The 24,006-nt window shown below is 34.6% G+C and carries 26 protein-coding genes; 3 read left to right on the forward strand and 23 right to left on the reverse strand.

Going from position 1 to position 24,006, the window contains the following annotated elements:
- A partial coding sequence (locus EVI01_RS13690) for a toxin Cry1Ac domain D-VI-related protein (protein WP_261766392.1) occupies positions 1–242 on the forward strand: 242 nt, incomplete at its 5' end.
- 413 nt (positions 243–655) lie between these two features.
- Here EVI01_RS13690 and EVI01_RS08745 read toward each other — a convergent pair.
- The 6 genes from EVI01_RS08745 to EVI01_RS08770 are packed head-to-tail and all read right to left on the reverse strand — an operon-like array spanning position 656 to position 8,045.
- Positions 656–1,663 (reverse strand): sugar kinase, encoded by a 1,008-nt coding sequence (locus EVI01_RS08745; protein ID WP_010752353.1) that lies wholly within the window; start codon positions 1,661–1,663, stop codon positions 656–658.
- The gene (locus tag EVI01_RS08750) at positions 1,663–2,313 is read right to left on the reverse strand and encodes a bifunctional 2-keto-4-hydroxyglutarate aldolase/2-keto-3-deoxy-6-phosphogluconate aldolase (RefSeq protein ID WP_010752354.1); all 651 of its coding nucleotides are present in this window, start codon (positions 2,311–2,313) and stop codon (positions 1,663–1,665) included. Before EVI01_RS08750 ends, EVI01_RS08745 begins: the two co-directional genes overlap by 1 nt.
- A 15-nt stretch (positions 2,314–2,328) precedes the next feature.
- Complete coding sequence (locus EVI01_RS08755) at positions 2,329–3,852, reverse strand: MFS transporter (RefSeq protein WP_010752355.1); 1,524 nt, start codon at positions 3,850–3,852, stop codon at positions 2,329–2,331.
- 15 nt (positions 3,853–3,867) lie between these two features.
- Entirely contained in the window at positions 3,868–5,283 is a 1,416-nt protein-coding gene (uxaC, locus tag EVI01_RS08760) for a glucuronate isomerase (RefSeq protein ID WP_010752356.1), read from the reverse strand.
- A gap of 47 nt (positions 5,284–5,330) precedes the next feature.
- Positions 5,331–6,404 (reverse strand): mannonate dehydratase, encoded by a 1,074-nt coding sequence (gene uxuA, locus EVI01_RS08765; RefSeq protein WP_010752357.1) that lies wholly within the window; start codon positions 6,402–6,404, stop codon positions 5,331–5,333.
- 15 nt (positions 6,405–6,419) lie between these two features.
- Entirely contained in the window at positions 6,420–8,045 is a 1,626-nt protein-coding gene (locus tag EVI01_RS08770) for a mannitol dehydrogenase family protein (RefSeq protein ID WP_010752358.1), read from the reverse strand.
- A 183-nt stretch (positions 8,046–8,228) separates the two neighbouring features.
- On the opposite strand from EVI01_RS08770, the gene EVI01_RS08775 reads away from it, so the two are divergent.
- Positions 8,229–8,903: a GntR family transcriptional regulator gene (locus EVI01_RS08775; protein WP_010752359.1), complete on the forward strand. Its 675-nt coding sequence runs from the start codon at positions 8,229–8,231 to the stop codon at positions 8,901–8,903.
- Between the two features lie 221 nt (positions 8,904–9,124).
- Here the strand turns inward: EVI01_RS08775 and EVI01_RS08780 are convergent, their stop codons facing one another.
- From EVI01_RS08780 to EVI01_RS08850, 16 genes are all read right to left on the reverse strand, one after another.
- Positions 9,125–9,769, reverse strand: coding sequence for an ABC transporter ATP-binding protein (locus tag EVI01_RS08780; protein WP_025480736.1), 645 nt, complete (start codon positions 9,767–9,769; stop codon positions 9,125–9,127).
- Complete coding sequence (locus EVI01_RS13865) at positions 9,690–10,139, reverse strand: ATP-binding cassette domain-containing protein (protein WP_208595914.1); 450 nt, start codon at positions 10,137–10,139, stop codon at positions 9,690–9,692. Before EVI01_RS13865 ends, EVI01_RS08780 begins: the two co-directional genes overlap by 80 nt.
- Positions 10,076–10,468, reverse strand: a complete 393-nt coding sequence (locus EVI01_RS13870; protein ID WP_010752362.1) for an ATP-binding cassette domain-containing protein — start codon at positions 10,466–10,468, stop codon at positions 10,076–10,078. The genes EVI01_RS13865 and EVI01_RS13870 overlap by 64 nt, the downstream gene beginning before the upstream one ends.
- 3 nt (positions 10,469–10,471) lie before the next feature.
- Positions 10,472–11,200 carry an ABC transporter permease gene (locus EVI01_RS08790; RefSeq protein WP_244150152.1) on the reverse strand — a complete coding sequence of 243 codons (729 nt, stop codon included), beginning with the start codon at positions 11,198–11,200 and terminating at the stop codon, positions 10,472–10,474.
- 46 nt (positions 11,201–11,246) lie between these two features.
- Positions 11,247–12,182, reverse strand: a complete 936-nt coding sequence (locus tag EVI01_RS08795; protein WP_010752364.1) for an ABC transporter permease — start codon at positions 12,180–12,182, stop codon at positions 11,247–11,249.
- Positions 12,183–13,748, reverse strand: a complete 1,566-nt coding sequence (locus tag EVI01_RS08800) for an ABC transporter substrate-binding protein (RefSeq protein WP_010752365.1) — start codon at positions 13,746–13,748, stop codon at positions 12,183–12,185.
- Complete coding sequence (locus tag EVI01_RS08805; protein ID WP_010752366.1) at positions 13,745–14,428, reverse strand: class I SAM-dependent methyltransferase; 684 nt, start codon at positions 14,426–14,428, stop codon at positions 13,745–13,747. Before EVI01_RS08805 ends, EVI01_RS08800 begins: the two co-directional genes overlap by 4 nt.
- A 499-nt stretch (positions 14,429–14,927) precedes the next feature.
- Entirely contained in the window at positions 14,928–15,038 is a 111-nt protein-coding gene (locus EVI01_RS08810; RefSeq protein WP_143352957.1) for a putative metal homeostasis protein, read from the reverse strand.
- A 21-nt stretch (positions 15,039–15,059) separates the two neighbouring features.
- Positions 15,060–16,085 (reverse strand): CobW family GTP-binding protein, encoded by a 1,026-nt coding sequence (locus tag EVI01_RS08815; protein WP_010752367.1) that lies wholly within the window; start codon positions 16,083–16,085, stop codon positions 15,060–15,062.
- 26 nt (positions 16,086–16,111) lie between these two features.
- Entirely contained in the window at positions 16,112–16,261 is a 150-nt protein-coding gene (gene rpmG / locus EVI01_RS08820; protein ID WP_025480738.1) for a 50S ribosomal protein L33, read from the reverse strand.
- Between the two features lie 25 nt (positions 16,262–16,286).
- Positions 16,287–16,664, reverse strand: a complete 378-nt coding sequence (locus EVI01_RS08825) for a hypothetical protein (RefSeq protein ID WP_010752368.1) — start codon at positions 16,662–16,664, stop codon at positions 16,287–16,289.
- Entirely contained in the window at positions 16,665–16,850 is a 186-nt protein-coding gene (gene rpmF, locus EVI01_RS08830; RefSeq protein ID WP_010752369.1) for a 50S ribosomal protein L32, read from the reverse strand. It abuts the gene before it with no gap.
- Between the two features lie 44 nt (positions 16,851–16,894).
- The gene (rpsN, locus tag EVI01_RS08835; RefSeq protein WP_010752370.1) at positions 16,895–17,164 is read right to left on the reverse strand and encodes a 30S ribosomal protein S14; all 270 of its coding nucleotides are present in this window, start codon (positions 17,162–17,164) and stop codon (positions 16,895–16,897) included.
- A gap of 693 nt (positions 17,165–17,857) precedes the next feature.
- Positions 17,858–18,538: a fructose-6-phosphate aldolase gene (locus EVI01_RS08840; RefSeq protein ID WP_010752371.1), complete on the reverse strand. Its 681-nt coding sequence runs from the start codon at positions 18,536–18,538 to the stop codon at positions 17,858–17,860.
- Between the two features lie 80 nt (positions 18,539–18,618).
- Positions 18,619–21,060 (reverse strand): glycyl radical protein, encoded by a 2,442-nt coding sequence (locus EVI01_RS08845; RefSeq protein ID WP_146811616.1) that lies wholly within the window; start codon positions 21,058–21,060, stop codon positions 18,619–18,621.
- A 135-nt stretch (positions 21,061–21,195) separates the two neighbouring features.
- Positions 21,196–21,939, reverse strand: coding sequence for a DeoR/GlpR family DNA-binding transcription regulator (locus EVI01_RS08850; RefSeq protein ID WP_010752373.1), 744 nt, complete (start codon positions 21,937–21,939; stop codon positions 21,196–21,198).
- 152 nt (positions 21,940–22,091) lie between these two features.
- On the opposite strand from EVI01_RS08850, the gene EVI01_RS08855 reads away from it, so the two are divergent.
- Positions 22,092–22,868, forward strand: coding sequence for a glycyl-radical enzyme activating protein (locus EVI01_RS08855; RefSeq protein WP_010752374.1), 777 nt, complete (start codon positions 22,092–22,094; stop codon positions 22,866–22,868).
- A gap of 246 nt (positions 22,869–23,114) precedes the next feature.
- Here the strand turns inward: EVI01_RS08855 and EVI01_RS08860 are convergent, their stop codons facing one another.
- Entirely contained in the window at positions 23,115–23,993 is an 879-nt protein-coding gene (locus EVI01_RS08860) for a sugar-binding transcriptional regulator (protein ID WP_010752375.1), read from the reverse strand.
- Positions 23,994–24,006 lie beyond the last annotated feature (13 nt).

Raw genomic sequence — 24,006 nt, forward strand, 5'->3', positions numbered from 1 at the left:
CAGAGGCTTTGTTAACCACATCCAATATCTCTGAAGACTCAGACGTACAAAATGCCTTAGCAGCTGTCAATGCTTTATTTACTGATGATTCTTATACTACATTATCACCAACAACTACAATTGAAACAATCCAGGCAACCAAAAATCTGATCTCTAAAGCAATTGGAAAATGTGATGTTGTAAGTTTAAATACCTTGTGTCTCCAAGCAGAGACTCTGTTAATGTTAGGAACGAACTTTTAAGAGTCTCTTTTCTACAAAATCTTCTTACTGTTGTAAACGCCTTGTATATAAATCAAGCCCAACTTGTAATGACTAAAGTCGATAAATAATACAATAGCGAATCAAAAAAACAAATTTACAAGTCATTGGTAGATATGCGACCTATTGCTTAAAGAAAGAATAGAATGGTAGTAAATTTGTTATTGAACTCTCCTTTAATTATAGACGTAGCTTAAAAAAGTGATACATTTTTAAATTCTTTTTGCAGTCAACGAAATAAACCTCCATGTAAAAATGGAGGTTTATTTTACGGCAATCCGTAGACATTTCAATGATATGTTGTTTGAATCTTTCTTAGTTTCCCCGAGGAGAAGTTCAATGTATCTTCTTTACTTTGTCTATTCTTCTTATGCCTTTTAAAAATTCATACAGATTTACCTTACAATTTTGCTAGAATCATTTTCAATAAACGTCAACACATCTTTTTCTGTAAATAGATTCACATCACCATAAACAGTATGTTTTAAAGCTGCTGACGCTGTGGCAAAGTCAATGATTTTTTGAGGAACATCATAAGTCAGTAGTCCATGAAGCACACCGGCTGTAAAAGCATCTCCTGCGCCTACACGATCAACGATTGGTTGCAAATGATGAGTAACCGATTCAACATAATTTTCTTTAACCCACAAGGTACCTGTCAACAAATTTTCTGTAGCAGAGATCACTTCTCGTTTCGTTGAATACAAACATTTTATATTTGGGTATTTTTTTTGAATTTCTTGATAATAATTAATCAATTCCTCTTTATCGGAACAATCAGTCCTTGGAATATCAAGTAAATAAAGGGCATCTAATTTACCAGCAGAACAATAATCGATTTCAGGTAAAAGGTATTGTAAAAATGCTTTGGCTTTGTTTTGTGTCCATAACTTACTACGATAATTCACATCAAAACTGATTTGGCAACCTTTCTTTTTGGCCACTTTTACTAATTCAAGCGTGAGTGTTTGCCATTCAGGCGTTAATGCTGGTGTAATGCCTGAAATATGAAAAATGTCTTTATCGTCAAACATTGCTTGGTTTTCCCACTCATTTTTTTTCATTTGAGCAAAGCTGGAGTCTGCTCGATCATAAAGGACTTGAGAAGCACGCTCTCCTATGCCAGATTCTACATAATAAGTTCCTAAACGGTTCCCTCCTCCTAATACATAATTTGTTAAAACACCATAACTTTTAAGATGGTGCAAGACTCCTTGCCCAAGTGCATTTTCTGGAATTTTAGTGGCAAAATAGACTTCATGACCAAAATTAGCTAAAGAAACTGCCACATTGGCCTCGCCACCTCCAAAGTGAGTCGCTAAAGTATTTGCTGTTCCTAAGCGTTCTCCTTCTTTCGTAGAAAAACGCAACATGATTTCTCCTAAAGTAATGATTTTAGCCATTATTCTACTCCTCTAATGACCTGCATTTTTTTTATATATTGCTTGGCGATTCTAGTGACTTCTTCAAAATTGCCTTTTTCTGCTGGCGCTATTAAGTTGCCCCCAACGCCTACAGCAACCACACCAGCATCGAACCATTGACCCATATTTTCCAAACTAACACCGCCAGTCGGCATAATATTTAATTGTGGTAAAGGTGCTTTAAAAGCTTGAACAATACTAGGTCCAAAAGCACTACCAGGGAAAAGTTTGATGATATCTACCCCAGCTTTTAAAGCTTCCTTCATCTCATTAATACTCATGCATCCAGGTAAATAAGGGATTTGATACAAATTACAGATTTTAGCTGTTTCTAAATCAAAACATGGACTGACAATAAATTCCGCTCCTGCCATTATGGCTAGACGTGCAGTCATAGCATCTAATACCGTTCCTGCACCAATTACTACATCCGCATGTTTCTGATAAGTAGCTACTAACTCTTGAATGGCTTGTTCAGCATTTGGGACAGTAAAAGTCAGCTCAATGCCTGTCATACCTCCTTCAATCACAGCACGACTTACTTTAATGGCTTGTTCTTTATTAGTACCTCGAACGACTGCGATCACACCAGCGCGTTCTAATTGTTTTAAACGATGAACTTTCTTCATTTTATTTCCTGCTTTCTATGAGTAATACGGATCATTCATCCAAACTTCTTGATAAGGATGACCTGTTAGTGTTTCAACCACTTTTTTCGTTTCTGGCAAGACATCTTCTTTACTGCCACCGGCTTCCAACCGATGGATTTCCTTTTTCAAAATTTCATGCGTCTGACGATTTAACTGAAAAGTGGTAGAAGCAATGAGTGCCAATGCAATCAAAATAACTGGTGCGACAAAGAAGATAAGGGCAATCCCTGTTTGGATATGATGCGGTGTATTGGAAAAATTAGTCATGGTTTTCGAATTAAAGCCGATATCTGCTAACAAAATTCCAGCAATCCATGAAGCTAAAGCACCTGTTGATTTTCTAAAGAAAGTCATGACTGCCGCATAGATCCCTGCACGATCTTCTTTTGTCATAATTCGGTCTACGTCTGGAATGAATGGGAAAACATTCCAAGGCGTAAATTCTAAAATTGCTCGTGCACATTGATAGAAAATAGAGATGACGATCAAAATCCAAAAAGCATTGGCTAAGTGAAGATACCAAGTTAAAAAGTACCCAATCATTGTTAAAATAATGACACCATAGCTAATCGAAAATAAAAAACGTGGCCCATGAGTAATCATTAATTTTGTTGCTACTAGCGTGGAGACAATACCAAAAATGGATAATGCTTGTAATGTCCACGGTGTATCTGATTTGACTCCTTGAATGCACACAATAATAAAGGTTGGTAATAGCGTTGAATAGAAATCTTTTCCTGTAAATGACAACAAATAGACAAATAAATGTTTACGAAAGGCTTTATTTTTAAAAGTTGAAAAATAATCTGTCACTGTTTTTTTCAAGAATTGGCCAAAAGTCAACTGTGGGCGACTCTCCAATTCTGCTAAAAAGGTTGGTGTCAATTTCCGTTCCCAAGTCGTACAATAAGAAACAAAAATGGCAATGACGAAAATAACGGTCCAAATGATTCCTGTAATTAAATAAGCATTAGGATTTTGCATATGCTGTAATGCTGCTAAAACAAGAAAAACTACCGCTGTTCCTGTGGCGGAAATAAACATACGTGAGCCCGATAAAATCGTTCGTTCTCGATAATCATCCGTCATTTCAGTTGGTAAAGTTTCCCAAGGAATTAAAATCATTACAATGACGACTTCAATCGCAATGTAGATAATTAAGTAATAATGCCAATCATCCGATCTCACCCAAAAAAGTGGAAATAAAATGGCAAAAAGAATACCACCTAACAAAATAAAGAAATGACGACGACCGAAATACTTCCCTAACTTTGTTCGATAAAAGTCATCTGTAATTGCGCCAAAGAACAAGGAGAAAATGGCATCGACAATTCGGCCCAAACCGGTAATCGCACCAGCAAAGGCCGGATCAATTCCTTGGCTTAAAACAAAAGCAAAAATAACTCCTGAAACAATATTATTCCAGCCACCACCCATCAAATCTGTTAATCCATAACAAATGCCACGACCGACATTAATATTTTTTGGTTGATAAACCCAATTCTGTTTTTTATTCATTCTGCCAACTCCTCTCTACTCCTCAAAAAAACCAAAATAGTGATACGCATTTCCATAACAAATATCCTTTACAATTTTCCCTAAGTATGTAAGATCTTCAGGTAAACGACCTTGATCCACCCATTCTCCAAGTAACTGACAAAGTACTCTTCTGAAATACTCATGACGCGGATAACTTAGAAAACTTCTCGAGTCCGTAAGCATTCCTGTAAAGTTAGCTAATAAGCTTTGTTGTGCCATGACTGTCAATTGATTGCGCATTCCTTCACATGTGTCATTAAACCACCACGCACAACCTAGTTGTAATTTTTGGATCATTTCACCTTGGAAACTTTGCATCGCTGTAGCTAATGGTAACCAATCCGCTGGGTTCAATGAATACAAAATAATTTTAGGTAAAATCGCTTGTTCTTGTGCATCTGAAAAAAGTGCCACAAGATTGGATGCTAGATTGACTTGGTCGCCCATCGAATCACCACCTACATTGATGCCGATTCTTTGTTTCATGGTCGCCGAGTCATCTCTTAAAGCATTCATGTGCATTTGCATCGTCCAATTGTATTGGTGATAACATTTCATTAAATGTAGTTGAATTGCTGTTTTAAATTGGGCGGTTTCTTTTTTAGAAAAATCACGCTTTCCTTGTAATGCATCGGTCAAAATGGTATTTAATTCTGTTTCTGATGCTTTTTGATAAAAATAAGTATTTAACCCTTGATCAGCTAAACGACCACCTTTTTCATGGAAATAGGTCACCCTTTTTGATAAGGCCTGAGTCAAGTCGGTGAAAGATTCAATCTTTTGGTGCGTACATTGGGCTAATTTCCTCATGTATTCTCCAAAATGTTCATCCGTAATTCCCCAACTAGCATCTGGGCGAAAAGTTGGTAGGACCTTTAATGAATCTTTTTCTTTGGCTAGTGCTTCATGTGCAACTAAATCATCAATCGGATCATCAGTTGTACAAACTACTTTTACTTTCATCATTTTTAACAATTCTTTAGGACGATAAGCATCTGTTTGTAATTTTTGATTTGCTTGATACCAAATTTCTGATGCATTTTCTTTTTTGATTGTTAAGTCAATATTAAAATAACGACGTAATTCTAGATGTGACCATTCATATATTGGATTTCCTGGGGCTTTTTCAATCGTTTGGACAAAAGCCAAGAATTTTTCATAATCGTCCCCATCTCCACTGATCAACTCTTCTGGTACCCCGTTTGCTCTCATTAAGCGCCATTTATAATGGTCACCTGCACCACGATCATTCAGCCAAATTTGTGTCAGATTTTCGTAAGGCTTATTTTCTAAAATTGTTTGTGGTTCTAGATGACAATGATAGTCAATAATTGGTTCTTCTTTAGCAAATTGATGAAATAATTTTTGTCCCCATTGACTTTCCATCAAAAAATTTTCATTTAATAACAATTAAACCGCTTCCTTTTATTTTTATTTTTACCAGATAAAGCATTGCTTTATCTGGTTTTTCCTTTTTCCAATGCTTCCCATATTCCGTTAAGATATACCGCGCCTAAAGCCCGATCATATAATCCATAGCCAGGACGTCCGGTCTCTCCCCAAATCATTCGACCATGATCCGGGCGAATGTAGCCATTAAATCCGTTGTCATACATTGCTTTTAATATTTTATACATATCTAAAGAACCATATTCTGATTTATGTGGCGCTTCGTAAAAATCTTTCTTTTGAATGAACTTGATATTTCGTACATGTGCAAATGGAATTCGATCACGTTGACAAAATTCCGCTAAAATAGCATAGACATCATTTGCTGGATCTTCAGCGATACTTCCTGTGCATAAAGTAATCCCATTAGATGGGCTATCGACAACATTACATAACCATTCTAGATCTTCACGATTTTTGACAATTCGTGGTAGCCCAAAGATTGAATACGGAGGATCATCGGGATGTACAGCCATTTTAATCCCAACTTCTTCACAAGTAGGAATGATTGCTTTTAAGAAGTAGGCGTAATTCTCACGTAATTTCTCTTCATCCACTTCCTTATAGGCTGTTAATAATGACTTTACTTGTGCTAAACGTTCCGGTTCCCAACCAGGTAATTCAAAATCATTACTAGCTGATTCAACTTTTTGAATGATCTCTTCTGGATCAGCGGGAATATCTGCTTCAATGTAAGCTAAAGTAGAAGAACCATCTGGCAGTCGATAATCTAAATCTGATTTTACCCAATCAAAGACAGGCATGAAGTTATAACAAATGACTTCCACCCCAAACTCTGCTAAATGTCGAATGGTTTGTTTATAATTTTCAATATATTTATCTCGACTTGGTAAACCAATTTTAATATCATCATGAACATTCACGCTCTCAATGACTTTTAACGTTAACCCAGCTGCTTCAATTTCTTCTTTTAAAGCTTTGATTCTTTCCTTTGGCCAGATTTCTCCTACAGGAATATCCATTAAAGTCCCTACAATTCCTTTCATTGCTGGTATTTGTCGGATTTCTTCTAACTTAATTTTTTCTTCATTTGCTCCATACCATCTAAATGTCATTTCCATGTTCTTTTCCTCCTGCTACGATGCTGTTACATACTGATGAATCGTTTGACGCACAGCGCCAGGTCCGACCAACATTTCTTGAAAGATTTTTTCAATCTTTTCAGCTAAACCAACTTGATACAAGTCACTACCAAAAATGGTTGTATTTTGTAAAATTGGCATCAAAGCTTGATGAATTTTTTCAGTATTTTGTTCTCCTAGATGTACATGTTCTAACGTTAACTGTAATTCAGATAACAAAGGATCGGGGCTTGGTGTAAAACGTTGACCTTCATCGTTAATGGCTAGTAGATAGCGTAACCATGCAGCGATTGCTACTGGAATAAAAGTTAAATCTTGAACATTTTTTTCAGGATCTTTTTGGTATTTTTTAATCGTCTCACCAAAACGGATCGCTATTTTTTGTGAGGTATCACTGGCAATTCGTTGTGGGGTATCTGGAATATTTGGGTTAGGCAAGCGTTGTTGAATGACTTCATCAATAAAAGCTTTAGGCTGAATAATTCCTGGATTTTCAACAACTGGTAAGCCTTCTCGGTAACCGATTTCATTTACTAAAGCAACTAAATCGGCATCTTTCATTTCTGAGGCGATTGATGTATAACCCAGTAAACATCCAGTAACGGCTAACGCTGTATGAAGTGGATTCAAACAAGTCGTGACTTTCATAATATCAACTTTATCCACTGTTGAACGATCTGTTAGAATCACTCCGGCTTTTTCCAATGCTGGACGTCCATTTGGAAAAGAATCTTCAATAACTAAGTAATGAACGACTTCGGTATTGGCAAAAGGAGCAATATTTGTTTGTTTTTCAGCGTGAATAATTGCTAGATCGGACCAACCACTTTCTTCTAACCTTTTTTGGACAGCTTTAGAAGGATTTGGCGTAATGCGATCAATCATACTCCAAGGAAAACTCACTTGGTTGGGATTGTTTAAATAGTCCAAAAATTTCGTTTCAACAAATCCATTATTTACCCAAGCATTGGCGATTTCATACACGCTATCAAGGAAGCGCTGTCCATTTTGTGAAAAATTATCCGTGGAAACCATTGCAATCGGCCATTCTCCCGCTAAAAAACGTTTATGTAATAAGGCGGTAATTATTCCGATCGTGTGAGTTGCTTGATCTGGTCCATGATCAATGTCTTGTTGGACATTTGCTAGAAATGTACCATCTGTGTTTTTTAAACTATACCCTTTTTCTGTAATCGTTAACGTAACAAACTGCAAAGATGGATTTTCAAAGTATGCCACTACTTTTTTAAACCCTTCTTCATTTTCCCTTTGACAATAAACACTATCGGCTGTTGCAGCTAAAATTCTTTGGTTTAACTGACCATTTTCATGCATCACTACTTGTAAAATATCATTATGATATGACTGATAGCCTTTACTTACGACCTGATCATCATAGGTTTCGCAAACCACCACACCCGCCTTTAGACCACCTTGATTTGCCAATATTTGAGCAATTTCTCCATGAAATCCTCGATAAAGGTTGCCCCCACCAAAATGAAGCCAAACTGGTTCCTTTTTCCCAAGATGCTTTAATTTGTCTACATCATATTGAGGAAGTTCAATTTTGTTCGCTTTAAGTTCTGTGACATTATTTTGCCAATTTCTAAAATCAACCATCGTTTCCCCTTGCTAACTAATATATTAGTTTTATTTACAAACATACTTCATAGCTAATGAAACGACTTGTCAAGCGTTTTTTTACTATAAAAACCCTAAAAAACGAAGTTAACTGACATATTAGAACTAAAAAGATTTTTCTGATATACTAGTATGTATAAAAGAAAGATGGAGAGTACTTTCATGACGCTAAATAGTTTACAATTCCAAGCTTTTAAAGCGATTCGCAAAAAAATTATTTATTGCGATTTAGAACCTGGAAAGAAAATTTCAGAAAAAAATTTAGAAGAAATGTTAAAAATTGGTCGCACGCCAATCCGTGAATCCCTCATTCAATTACGCCAACAAGAGTTAGTCTACACCATTCCGCAAAGTGGCACTTATGTCTCAAAAATTGATTTAAAAGCTGCGGAAAATGCTCGATTCACAAGAGAACATTTAGAACGCCAGATTATGGTCGAATGTTGTGCGAAGTTAGATAAACAAACTAGCATTATTTTACAAACGGTTTTAGAAGAACAGGAAAAAGCCGCTGCTGCTAAAAATGAGCGAGACTTTTTTGCTGCAGATAATTTGTTTCATGAAATTTGTTTTGAAATCGCTGATCGCCGAGAAATTTGGACATGGTTAGATGATCATAATACCCATCTTGAACGCTTTCGTTGGCTACGTGTCCTCACTAATGGCTTGCCATGGGAGACTATTTTAGAACAGCATTACAATATATTTCATGCCTTGCTTGCTAAAAGTCCAGAGGAAGTAAATTTTCTCACAGCCTTTCATTCACATATGATGTTGTATGAAAAAGAAACAGTTGTTGGTCGATTTCCAGAATATTTCACGACCACGGAAGAATAGCGAGTGTAGCAAAAAACGATTTGAAATTTTCGTTAAATCAACCTACCATTTTGAACGACTAAAAAACTAAACATATTTTCAACGTTTTTTTTAATGCTTTTAAAAATCACTTAAAATAAAAAACACGGTAACCATTTATGGTAGCCGTGTTTTTCTGTTTAAAATAGTAATTATGTCATTTTATTATGAAAAAAATTCATGTATTTACACTAGCGTATTATTTACGTTAACTCAACAAATTGATGGCAATATTTTTTCACAAGTGTGTGATCATGAGAAATAAAAATCACACTCATTGGTTTTTTCTTCAACAATTTAAGGATTCTCATTTCCGTCATTTTATCTAAATTGGCGGTTGCTTCGTCACAAATCAATACTTCTGGTTGAACCAATAAAGCTAATGCTACGCAAATTCGCTGATATTCTCCCCCACTTAATTTTTTAGGATACTTCGTTAATATTGTTTTAGGCAATTGGCAATCGCTCAATATTTTTTCGATCTTTCGCTCTTCATCATTATATGGAGCTAAGCCAAATTGATTTATTGGTTCAAATAAAATTTGTTTAATAGTTTTTGTCGGATCTAAAGCATGCCTCGTATACTGAGTGACTAATTGTACTTTTTTTAACCATTCTTTTTTTGAAAAACATTGTTGTGCTTTTCCTTCAAAAAAAATTAATCCTTCATCTACCGCTTCAAGTCCACAGATTATCTTTGCTAGTGTGGTCTTTCCAGAACCATTTTCCCCAATAATTCCCACCCATTCTCCAGAAAGGACAGATAGATTAAAATCTTTGAATAATCGTTTCTTCTTCTTTGTTTTCGCTAGCTTCTCTATTGTTAATATAGCTGTTTGCTTCTTCAAAAAGTTTTATCAGCTCCTTTGTATAACGATCTTTTGGATGACTAAGTACTTCTTTTGTTGAACCCGTTTCAATGAGTCGCCCTTCTTTTAGTAAAGCAACAGCTGTGCTGAAGCGATGAACAATTGATAAATCATGAGTGACAAAGACGATGGTCATTTCATATTCATGATAGATTTTATTTAACAAATTCAATACAAGTTCTCTACTTTTTGCATCTAAAGCACTGGTTGGTTCATCGACAACAAGTAATTTAGGTACTGAAAATAATGCCATAGCTATGGCGACTCGCTGACACATTCCACCACTCAATTCAAAAGTTTTTTTTGATAAAAGAGCTTTTGGTTGTGAAAAACCAGCCTGAGTAAGCAATTCATAAATTTTTTTTCACGAATGTCTTTTGTTTTGATTCCACGTGATTTTAAAAAATGATGAAATTGTCGGTGGATCGAAAAATTTCGTTGCAAACTATCTAATGGCTGTTGAACAACAAGTTCCATTGGTTCTTTTGTCCGTTTAATCTGACCGGTTTCAGTCAACTCTCTAGGTAATAAATTCAGAATGGCCTTTGTCAAAAGTGTTTTTCCCCCACCACTTTCACCAATCACAGCAAAAAATTCACCTTTAGGAATTTTTAGCGTCAGCGGATGAAGCAACGCTGTTTCTTTATGATAAATGGCATATTCTACTAATTCGATCACTACTTATTCTTTCCTCTCGCTAAATTGGTGGCTAAATGCTTGTGTCAATAAAACGATACTACTTAAAACAATTCCTGGAAAAATAAATAACCACGGTGCAACAAAGAAATACATTTTTCCATCGTATAAAATTGTTCCTAACTCTGGCATAGGTGGTTGTATCCCTATACCTAGAAATGACAATCCTGATATGCTTAAAAGAAGTTTACCAATATCGCTTATAACTAAAGAAAAAAGTTCGGTAAATAAATTAGGAAGAATATGAACCATCAACGTATGCTTTCCCAATGAACCTCTTAATGGTGCTAAACAAACAAATTCTTCTTTTTTTAAATCAAGGACTAAATGACGAATATAACGAATGTATTTTCCTGACCAACTAATCATCAATGCGATCATCACTGTCACAATCGTATTGGCAAATATGCCTGCAAAGACGAGTGCCAAGAGCAATGACGGAACACTTAATAAAATATCAGTAAACGTCATTACAAGTAAGTCAAACACCCCACCTAACAATCCTGCACCACCTCCTAATAAAAGGCTGATTGTTAGCACACTTACTAAAACAATTATTGTAATGACTAGAGAAGAAAAAGTTCCATAAACGATACGTGTATAAACATCTCTTCCTAAATAATCAGTCCCACACCAGTGTCGCCAACTCATCCCTTCTAGTCGGCTCGATTGATCAATTCTATAAGGATCAGATGTCTTTAACCAAATAAACACCCTTCCCACACCGACCAATAGCAAAAATAGCCACTTTTTTTTCAGCTTATGAGCCCCCTTGGTTAATTAAAATTCTTGAGTCTATTCGTTGAATCATTAGATCAATAATATACGAAAGAACAAATGTACAAATCGCAACTATGAGTGTCACCCCTTGAATAACCGGATAATCTCTTGAGGCTATTGCATCCATCAATAATTTCCCTAAACCGGACATACTAAAGGTGATTTCAATCATGACACTTCCACCAAATAAATGAAGGAGACTATTCCCATACAACGAGATCAATGGCGTTGCTAATTCATTCAATTGATAATAAAAACGATAAGATTTTTTTATTCCTCTAAAGCGAGCAATTTGTTGCCGTTCGCTTGTTGCAATAGGCATAACCAACTCACTAACCATTTTAGTTAAATAGGCACTTTCAGATACACACATAACAAAAATAGGTAATAAATAGTTCTTTATATGACTACTGCCAACAAAAGGCAACCATTGTAATTGAACACCAAAGTAAAAAATGGCAACGATAGAAAGCCAGTAAACTGGAAAAGATAGAATAATTGCTAATAGTTGATTAATCCCTCGAAGGAATGGTTTATTTCCGATCCAACTTCCCAATAGTAAAGAAAATGGGCAAGAAATAAAAAAAGTAAGGCTAATTAAGCGAATCGTGACCATAGACTTTTCAACTAATAATTGCCGAACGGATTGATCCGTCATAAAAGAAGTACCAAGATTTCCTCTTAATACTTGAAAAAGCCAATAAAAATAACTTTGAAAAAAATTCTCTTTTATACCTAACTTTTCCCTAATTTCTGATAAATTGTTTGCTGAAACTGTTTGTATCCCAAATTTTCTTAACACACGAAGCGCAGGGTCACCAGTTGACAAAATCAATAACCCATACAAAAGCATGGTAAATAAGAATACACTAACAATAAGTTGCAGCGTTTTTTTTGCTAAAAGTTTTCTTCGCATTTATGCTACCGTCAAGTGTGAAAAGTCAATCGGCGCATCGGATAGGCCAGAATAGGTAAATCTCGATATTTTTTTAGAGGTCACAAAACATTCATCTTTGTAGTCAATGGGGACAGCCAAAGTCTGATCAGCTATTCGTTTAAAAATAGATTGAAAAATCTCCTGTTGTTTGGTTTTATCACTTGTTTTCGCATAGATTTTCAACAAATCAGTTAATACACCGTCGTTAGCCAAAATCCCAGACTGTTCTTTTTGATTCTCAAATAAGGAATGTAAAAAATAATAAGGCAATAACGCATCTGTATATGTGCGATAAAAGATTAGGTCATACTTTTTGGTTTTCCATAATCTATCATAATAACTTTCTTGATCAACTATTTGAATTGATACACTTACACCCACTTGTTTCAAGTATTGTTCGATCAACTCTGCCTTTTCTTTCCACTCAGGAAATTCAGTGGTTTGAATAACTAGATTAAATGCTAATGGTATGTTGTTTTTTTCATAATATCCTGCTGTATTCAGTTGATAGCCGGCTTTTTCAAATAGTGCTTTCGCTTTTTCGACATCATAAATTTTTGCAGATTGATTGGCTTGATTGACATATTGAACGGTCTCTTGAAAGAGTCCCTCGAGCTTTTTGTCAGAAAGTTTCGCTATATTAATGGCTGTGGCAATTCCTTCTCGAATGGGTTGAGAAAGTTGCTCGTTACCTGGATTAAAAGCCATAAAATGCGTCATTGTTCCTGCAAAATCATAACTGTTGAACGTGTGATCTTTGGCTAATATATCTTTGTCACTTGTTGAAAGATCTCCTAAGGTTCCTCCAACAATATCCACTTCCCCACTTTTCATTGCTAAAAAACGTGAACTAGCATCAGGAATGGTTTGAAAAATGACTTGGTAATCGATTGGATGATTCTGGCGATAATAAGGATTTGGAGTCATGATGGTTTGCTCATCCGTTGATTTTTCCACACAAAGTGCGCCTGATCCAATTGCTTTTTCGAATTTTCCGTCATATTTTTTAGTATCAACAGAATCTGGACTCATAATTCTTAACGGCCGTGTTTGACACAATTCCGCCAATAGTTGATTGGAGACTTGGTTAAATACTAGTTCTACCGTATATTTATCTGGTATATGGATCGTTTCTAAATTTGTTAAAGTTTGGAGTGTTGACATCTCGTTTAAAAATTTCGCACGTTCTAAGGTAAACTTAACAGCATCTGCTGTTACCTCCGTACCATTAGAAAATTTTTGATGCTTTTTTAAGTAAAACGTATAAGTCTTTCCATCTTCTGATTGTTCCCATCTCTGTGCTAAACCTGGTTTATAGGTACCTTGTCCGGCATAGGTGATCAATGGTTCATAAACCGCTCCATATAAAGCCATCGCACTGTCATAAGAAGTGGCATCTAAATACTTTCCTTTTCCTTCGCTTGCAATTGCAATGGTTACTGTTTTTGAATCCTTCTCACTTGATAACTCTAGTTTTTTATTCGTACACGCTGTTAAAACACTTATTACTAGCAAAAGAATGATCAAATAAGTTTTTTTTCTCATTTTCTCCCACCTTTTCTTGCTTTAATTAAATAAGAATGGTCGCAGGAAAAAAGATAATCATCGACAGATAAATAAAATTCCTTATACGATGTTACCTCATAGACAGGTTGTTGCTGTTCTTTGATTAATTCAACAGAAAATCCTTGTGCCACTAAACCATCGACCACTTCATTCAACGATTTAATTTGCATCTTTGTTGCTCCGTAACGATCAATTTTTTCTTTCATGAATGTTGCACTTGGATTTTTTGTTTGGTCAGAAAATGAGGTATAGTAAACGCCACCTTCTCTTAGTACATGACCAATTAAGCGAAAATGCTCTGGTAAATCTTCAATTAAATACAACACAGAAGTACTAATAACTGTATCAAATAAACAATCGAAAACAGCCGGATTGCTACCCACTGCATAGGTGATTGGATACATTTTTGCACGTTGCTTAGCAATTTCAATGGCTTCTTTAGCTAAGTCAATGCCATATGCATTCTTATAAGGAATGTGATCGTACAGTTGTCTTAAAAACCCTCCTTGATTGCAACCAAAATCTAAAATTTTTTTCTTTTCAATATCCTTTTTATCCATCAAATGTATGACATTTTGCCAGGCTAAATAATGATTTTCCTCCATCTCTTGGTCGCCATTTTCTCCTTTCAACCACCAATGATCGTATATTTCTACCACACCACCCACTCCTTTTTCTAAACCTGTAAAGTTTTATATAATAAATCAAAAGTAACTATCTAGTATAAAATGATTTCCCATACTTTTACGTTATCCTTATTCTCTTACTTCTAGCTAACAAATAGTAATTATTACGATTTGAAACTTAATAAAATAATTACAGCTAATAATGGAAACCCTATAAAAGGATTAGCTCTAACAATCGATAAAAATTTGATGACTCGTTTTCTCATTTTCAATGCAACTTCTTATTATGAATCAAAATTCTAGTTTGACTAATTTCTACTAAACTCCCTGATACGATACGTTTCGTTATTTTTTACAATCTTACATGAGAGAAATAGTTAGAAGTACAAAATAGCTTCATAGGTTACTCGTTTACTATTTGATGCATTAAATGCTTATTTTTAGATTAAGAAATGTGTAAAAAAATGGATCAAACGGATTTCATCATTTGCTACTTTTGTTTTCTCTTATCTGATTTACTTGTTTCTAGCACTTAATTCTTCTTTCGTTTGTGTGCTTTAATTATTTTCAAAGCTCTTTTCCTCGTTTTAATATTTGGACTTTTTAATCGGCGATACGCACTTGAAAGATCTGTTTTTTCCATAAGTATTCCTCCAAAAGTTGATTAGTCATAAGCATTACATAAATGGTCAAAAGATTTTTGAATGGCTGTTTTATCTAACTGTTTCCCAATAAGTATTATTTTTGTTGTCGTGCATGGTAAGGGCGTCAACGAAAAAGTGACTTGTTGATTGACACCTTGCATAGCAATCATCAGCTCATGTCCTTGAATGCCGATGATTCCTTTAAATCGATACAAACGCTCTTGATGGGTATCCGTTAACCAATCAAGCCAGCGTAAGAGAAGTTCCTCACGAAGATAAACCTCAGTAGTAAGTGAAATAGCTTCAAATCCGTGAGAATTATGGGCATGCATCGCATGATGTTCACGTGAATGAACATGTTCCGTCTCTTGCTCCTCATTGATAGTCAATTCCAAATGACCAACATCTGTTTCACCTATAGTAAATGGTGACTGAAATTTATTCAGTTTAAAAAAACTTTTTGCTTCAATCGGACTTGTATGAGAAAAAAATAATTGATCAGCTAGTGGATTAATTAACCCAACTTGTTTTAATACCTTAGGAACATCTAGTTCTTGTCCTTCATCTTTTACGGACAAAAACAGACGATCCGCAAGCATCATTTGTTTCATACTGACTGGTTCATTTTGATAATTAAAAACATTATTGATATCAACAACAGTCAAAAGACTATCGATATAGAATCTGTTTTTAAGAGTGGGGGTCGTTAGAATAGTTTGAATAATTGGCTGTGGATCAGCAATTCCTGTTGTTTCGATAATGATTTGCGACAATGGTAATCCCCATTTTTGAGTTAGCGTTTCAATATCGGTCAAAGCAGCAATTAAATCACCCCTCAAACTGCAACACATACATCCATTATTTAATTGAAGAACTTGTTCTTTGGTGTGCAGTAATAATTCGTGATCCATTCCTGTTTCACCAAATTCATTTTCAATAATGAAAATTTCTTCCTTGGGGATTTCGGCTGTTTCAAGTGCCTGATTAATCAAGGTTGTTTTTCCTGATCCTAAAAAGCCAGAAACAATTGTGATTGGAATGCCCATGATATCCTCACTTTCCATATACAGATTTACTTGACTTCTTTAAAAATTGCTCGACGTCGTAATTGGGGTGAATATTTTTTTAATGCTAATCTTTCAGGGGTATTTCTTTTGTTCTTACTAGTTAAATAAAGACGTTCGCCTGTTTCAACACATTCTAAAATAATCTTTTGCCTCAAGTATTCTCATCCTTTCTTTTATCGTTTATCTATCCGCAAGAAATTCTTTGATTTGGACTTTTTCATCATAGTTTGATTTGCCATCTTCGAGTTGCTCCGTTAGCTCTTCTTTCAAAGATAATGGAATCTCCCAAAAACCATCTATTTTTTTGAAAAGTTCAGAATTATACTTTTTAAATACAGGATAAAGGGCCAGGAATGCTTCAAAAGACAGATCATAGGCCTCATAAAAATCTTTGATTAGACCATTTTCAATTGCTTCATCAGTTGGTGAACCATTTTCATGAATCAGATGTTTTTCAACCATTAACCGATAGAGTTCACTTCGACTAACTTGCTTTTGTCCATTCTTACGATAAAACTGAACACTTTGTTCTACGAGTGGTGGATAAATAATAGTCAATTACTTCGCCTCCTTACTCCTATCAAATATTTGACGTCCCTTATAGTAGCCCTTCAAAGATACATGATGACTTCTACGATACTCCCCCGTACTTTCATCAAATGAAATTTCAGGTTTGACCACTTTATTATGCGTTCGCCGTAATCTCTTTTTTGCTTTTGATGTCCTTCTAGCCGGTACTGCCATGTCATTTCCTCCCACTCATTTAATTATTTTTCATTTGCTATTTATTACCAACTTGCTTTTTTTACTCCCGGAAGCAACCCTTGATAGGCAAGTTCACGAAACTTTACTCGTGATACACCAAATTTTCTTATATATCCCCGAGGCCGGCCATCTATACGATCACGCACCTTCAAGCGATTTGGATTTGAATCTTTAGGAAGCTTTGCCAACGCTTGATATTCTTTTGCAGCTTTTAATTTTTCTCGTATTTCTGCATATTTTTCAATGCAAGCTTGTTGTTTTTTGGCTTTATCTATTTTCGACTTTTTCGCCATGAATGAAATACACCTCTTTCTTTTGATTTGCTTTCAACAAACCGTAATTATTACGATTTATCAAAAACACCTTATCAGCTCTTTTTTCATTTGTCAATAAAAAATAACATGAAAAATAATTCATATGAATGATTTAACATGAAAATTCTTCTATGACGCATGTTACAATAAAAAATGGGACTATCTGCGGATATAAAATAACTAATATCTTACTAAATTATCTCACTAAGCAATGGTTTTTATGAGAATAAAATATAGATAATCTTATTAGCTTCAAAAAGACCTGAACCTTTTATAATAAATCTATTTCTTCTCTTAATTGGCGTTTTTATTGTTTAAATTCGTTTCATAATGGACAACAAAAAGCGCGCTTCCTTTTTCAGGAAACGCACTTTCTCTATGTTTTATAGCGGTCTTTTAACTATTTTGTCAAATGAATGTCTTAGCTCATCCAGTTTCTTGTCTTCTCTTTATCATACCAATCCGCAACTTATGAATAGATAGAAAAAAGAGATAATTGGTCCATTAAAAAAGGTAACTACCTCTAAATGATAATAATTACATACTAATAGTTTTCAAACAATTTTACAGACAACACCTATCTAAATCGTTATCTAAGTTTTTAATATGTGAAATCTTTGTCACAGGAATATTTTTTCTATCTACATACTTCAAAAAATTATTTAAATAAACTTAAAGTGACGAAATCGTTGTTTTTTCGCCAAAAGTAGCTTCCCAATCCATCGTAAAATCTGCCACTGCTTTTTCAATTGAAGGCATATCAAATGCTTGTTTAATAATATCAACACTCATAGTTGCAGCTTGTGCACCATTTTCAAGTGCTGCGTTGACTTGCCCGACATTTTTAAAACTAGCCGCTAAGATTTTGGTTTGGCTATTTGTGCGAGTAATTTCTTTTGACATTTCATGAATTGCCTCTCTAGGATTTATGTTTAAATTTTCCATACGATTAAAGTATGGAGCAATGTAATCTGCTCCTGCTGCAATGGCTAGATAGGCTTGAAATTTAGTATAAATAGCTGTGGCAGTAACATTTACGCCTCTTTGTTTCAATTCTTTGATCACTTTTAAACCAATTTCACTAACAGGTACTTTGATAAAAACATTGGGATCAATTTTAGCCAGAATTGTTTCTGCATCTTTTAACATTCCTTCATAACTTGTTGCAACCACTTGAACATGGAGCGATTTCTCCATTCCGATGACGTCACGAATTTTTTTCATGTGTGTAAAGAAATCAATTTTCCCTTCATTTTTAACGATTGAGGGATTTGAAGTTACTCCCGCTAAAGAAATTATTTTTTCATAGTGTTTAATTTCTTCAATATTTGCTGTATCTAACATAAATTCCATTTTCTGCACTCGACTTTCTATTTTTAAAATTTTCTATCTTGGTAAAGAACGTCTGAAAAATATCTCTTTTCAGTTAAAATTTATAGTACATGTTCTGTTCGTTCAATAATATCATCTTGTGTTGCTTTTGATAATGTATGAAAGAATGCAGAATACCCAGCCACTCGAACGATTAAATCACGGTGTTTCTCTGGATGTTTTTGTGCATCAATCAAGGTTTCACGAGACACTACATTATATTGAATGTGGTACCCATGCAATTTATTGAAAAATGTACGAATCAACATCGTTAATTTTTGCTTATCTTCTTCTTTTGCTAAAGTTTGTGGATTAACTTTTTGGTTTAATAAGACACCTCCTATTATTTCATCTGTTCTTAATTTAGAAACAGATTTCAATACCGAAGTGGGGCCGTTTTTATCCATGTTATGTGAAGGCGAACAGCCTTCAGCTAATGGCGTCCATGCGCTACGTCCATCTGGTGTGGCCATCGTCCCTTTTCCCTGTCCAACATTTGCAGAAATAGATGAGGTACCTGAATAACGTAAACCACCAATTGGTCCCCGACCAAAACGTGTATTTGGATATTTTTTTACTTCTTCAATATAACTGTCATAAGCTTTTGTTACTAATTGGTCTGCATAATCATCATCATTTCCATATTTAGGTACTTCTTGAAGAATCATTTGCTGAATTTCTTTGCTACGATCACTTTCATAGTTTGACATCAGGGCTTCCCAAAGTTCAGCTTGCGTTACTTTCTTTTCTTCAAAAACGAGCTGTTTGATTGCTGCCAAGGAATCTGCCAAATTGGCAATTCCAACTTGAAGTCCTGAAATAAAATCGTACACTGCTCCACCTTCTTTCAGCGTTTTACCACGTCCAATACAATCTTGGGTTAGAGCCGAACATAAAATATCTGGTACTTCACGTTCAAGGCCTAAGTCAATAGCATTTTCTACGATAACGCTCATACGAGTCAATTCACGTACTGTTTTATCCCAGACAGCTTGTAGCTCTTCAAAAGTTTGCATCTCTTTGAAATGACCATGACCTTTTACGAAGCGTTTTCCTGAAACTGGATCAATTCCATCATTCATTGCAATCATTAAAATTTTAGGAAAGTTCATGTAACTCATTCCTGTACAACGATATCCCCACTTACCGGGAACAGCTGTCTCTACGCAACCAATCGCACTATAATTATAGGCATCTTCTTCTGACACTCCAATTCTAATAAATGAAGGAATAATAATTTCATCATTATTAAAGGCTGGCATTCCAAATCCTAATTTCATTACTTCAATACATTCATTCATAAATTGGCTGTCAAGACCTGAATGATAACGAACGCTTAGATTTGGCTGAGGCAATTTTGTTTGTGCAACACTGCGCAAGACGAGGTAAGAAAGAGCATTGACCGCATCTTTTTTATCTTTTGTCTGTCCGCCAATAGTTACATTTTGATATAAAGGGCTTCCTGCGCTACTAAAAGTATGAGATTGACTACGAACTTTATTAATAGTTAATGTCTTAATCCAAAGATTTGTTAACAACTCAACTGCTTGATCTTTTGTAATGTTCTTATTGTCCAAATCTTTTTTCAAGTAAGGATACATATACTGATCAAAACGACCATAGGACAAGGAATGCCCATTAGATTCGATTTGTAAAATCAATTGAATAAACCAAACAGATTGAACAGCTTCATGAAAAGTTTCTGCTGGTTGATTCGGTACTTTAGCACAGATTCGGCTAATTTCCAACAATTCTCTTTTTCTTTCAGGGCTAGCTGTTTCAGACATTTCTTTCGCTAATTTTGAAAAGCGTTCCGCATATATTTTAACTGCATCCAGAACAATCAAAATAGCGTTATAAAACTGATATTTATCAATACTTTCTGGTTCTGTCAGTTCTAAATTTGCTTTTTCTTTCAATACCCGCTCTTTGTAACCCTCAAGACCAATTTCTAACACTTGTTGATAATCTACAGCTAAGTGAGCATCACCAGAGTTCATTTTCCCTTCCATTCCAAAAAAACCTGTTTCCATAAATACAGAAACTTCATCTGGTAATAACGCATCGGCTTTTGCTCTTAAATTGTTATTCTCCCAAAACGAAGCAATCGAACGCAAATCCTCTTTTGTTTTTTCAGTAATATAAAAAACATCACCGTCACGTTTTTCAAATAGATCTAATTCATTTAAAACAAACTCTAGCGTGTATTCTGGGAAAATAGGCGCATCTTTATTAGAAGAAGCCTGGTTTCCTACAAGCATCGTTTCATTTTCGATATAAATCGACATTTTTTCTAAAATGTTCTTTAGCATGTAAGTACGTTTCATCACATTTGGTTGATTCTGATGTTCTTTGTATGCCTCTGTGGCTAACAAGGCACGTTCTGCACAGATATATGGTTTTTTGCTCAGTACAGATTCACGGTATTGATTCATCCGATTAGATAAATTTCCAAAATAGGGCTGATTTTCTACACATTCTCTTTCTTTCAATTGGATAGTCATAAAAACGCCTTCTAAAATTTCGTTCGTAACCATTTATTATTTTTTACGAAAAAAGCATATCATGTTCGAAGTAGTATAGTCAATATCAAAGTAATTCAAATCAGAAACAAAAAAATATTGCACTTTTGTGCAATATTAAACGGTCACAATTTCGATATTCATTTCTCTTAAAAAAGACAACTCATTTTTTCCTATGCCTGAATCCGTATATACCTTACTAATTTCATCAAATCCAAATTCAGAAACTACTCCGTTTTGATTAAACTTACTTGAATCAGTTAACACAATTGTTTGATTCGCAGCAGTAGCTAAAGTTCTTGATGTATCGCAACGTGTAATATCACTCCCTGTGAAACCACGTTTTCTGTCAAAACCATCAATTCCTACAAATAATTTATCCACAAAAAATTCACTGATGACTTGTTTTACAAGCGGTCCAACGTTTACTTGCGATTCTTTTTGGTACTCCCCACCAATTAAAATAACTTTCACAGATTCAGCTTTTCTAATGTAAGAAGCAATAAAACAAGAGTTAGTGATGATTGTCATATCATTACGATTAAAAGCTAATTCTTCTGCTAATAATGCACATGTTGAGCCTGATTCAATCATAACTACTTCTCCATCACTGACTATTTTGCTTGCTTCTAACGCTATTTTTCTTTTTAAATCGTAGTTTTGAGCTAAGCGATAATTAATATCATCTGTATTGTTCAACAAAGCATAACCATGCTGACGATGTAAAAGCCCTCTTGCTTCGAGCTTATCTAAGTCTTTTCTAATCGTTACTTTTGACACATTTAAAAGTTTAGAAAGTTCATTGACTTCTATTTTTTTATTTTGACTTACGATTGAGATAATTTCTTCTTCTCTTGACATTGAATCCATCCTTTCTTCCTATCAGATTAACATAATTTTACACTTTCAACAATCTTCTAAACACTCATATACTTTCTAACGTAACATTTTTCATTTACGTTAGAATATTTATTTGTTATGATGTAAGTGAAATGACAGAGAGGAGTTTAGTTATGAAAGACAAAGCCTGTATTTTTAATATACAAAAATTTAGCATCCATGATGGTCCAGGAATCCGGACAGTCGTTTTCTTCAAAGGTTGCCCGTTAAAATGTTTTTGGTGTTCAAATCCAGAATCACAATATGGAAAACCTGAAAAAATATGGGATACCCAAAAGCAAAACTACACAACTGTTGGCGAATATAAATCAATGGATGAGATTATCACAGAAGTAATGAAAGATGAACTTTTTTACGAAGAGTCAGGGGGTGGTGTCACGCTATCTGGCGGTGAAGTACTTTATCAAGCAGATTTTGCAACAGAATTATTGCGTCAATTAAAAGAAAGAGGCGTTCATACGGCTAGTGAAACAACAGGATTTGCTAAAGAAGAAATTTTCAAAAAATATATTGAGCAAGTGGATCTTTTATACTTTGATGTCAAACATCATGACAATGAACAACATAAAAAAGGAACTGGCGTTTCTTTAAAACCTATCTTAAACAATCTAATCTGTGCCTTAAAAAAGCATTCTAACGTAGTAGTGAGAATTCCTGTCATACCAAACTTTAATGATGGAGAAAAAAATGCAGAAGCGTTTGCAAATCTTTTTAACAAACTGGGCATTTCCAAAATTGAATTACTCCCATTTCACCAATTTGGTGAAAAAAAATACGAATTTCTTAATCGTGAGTATCAAATGCATGATATTCCTCAGCTTCATACAGAAGAGTTGGATTATTTTAAAGATATTTTTGAGAAACACCAAATTTTATGTCATGTCCATTAAAGTAAAAAGTCTATGATTAGAACTGTTCCACGCATTCAATCCCATTCTAATCATAGACTTTTTGATTCATTTATTCTTTCATCATTTATTTTTTCAAAATTACTTTTCTTAACATCCGTTTTTATAAACTCCGCACTACCTATTTTACCAACAATCATGTCAGCATGTTAGAGGCAACCATACGATTTACTATTCAGAACAAGGATAAAAAATACTAAAGATCATTTAACTGAGTTTAATTAATCCTCACTGAAATGTATAATCGTTATCTAAATGCAAAATATTTACAATCGTTTCACGATCACTAACAATACCATTTATATATTTTTTTCGTATCATCGCTAAAAGCGCTTGAACTTTTTGATTTCCTCTTGCAATAGCGATCGAATGAGGAATTTTTGCCATTTTTTCCAATGGGAGTCCAATTGTCCGACTTTGAAGTTCATGGGAAATAAGCATACCATTTTTATCAAGAAAACGGCAACAACATTCGCCCACAGCTCCTTCTTTTTTTAAAATTTGATAATCTTTTGTCGTCAATAAATCTCGCCATTGGCTGCCACCTTCATCTAAATCACCACCTATACCAACAACCGCAACATCTAAGCGTTCCCAACTATCTATCGTGTCTTTAAATTCTTTTGATTGAAAAATACTTTGAGCCAATTTCTCATTTTTTTGAATGACTGTGGCATTTAAAAATGAACTTTTTCCATTAAATTTCTTTGCCATTTCATAAACTAAAGTATTGACATGATACTTAGAGTTGATATGACTGGGACCACCAGCTAACGGACAAAAGAAAGTATTTTCTACGTAGCGATCTTCTAACTTCTCAATCATCTTACTTAAAGTAGAACCCCACGAAATCCCTATTACCTGATTACTTAAAATAATATTTCTAACAAAAGTTGCGGCAGACTGAGCGAGTGCTTCATTCTTTTCATTTTCAGAATCCCCAGAATCACTTGGGGTAATATCCACTTGATGTAGCTCATATTTTTCTTTAAAATATTCTTCTAATGCAAAAATTTCAGAATCATATCCGACGATGTCTATTTTTACAATACCTTCTTTTTTAGCTTGCGTTAACATTCGACTAATTGTCGTACGATAAATACCCAATATTTTAGATATT

The organism is Enterococcus villorum, assembly GCF_007990225.1.
GTDB lineage: Bacteria > Bacillota > Bacilli > Lactobacillales > Enterococcaceae > Enterococcus_B > Enterococcus_B villorum.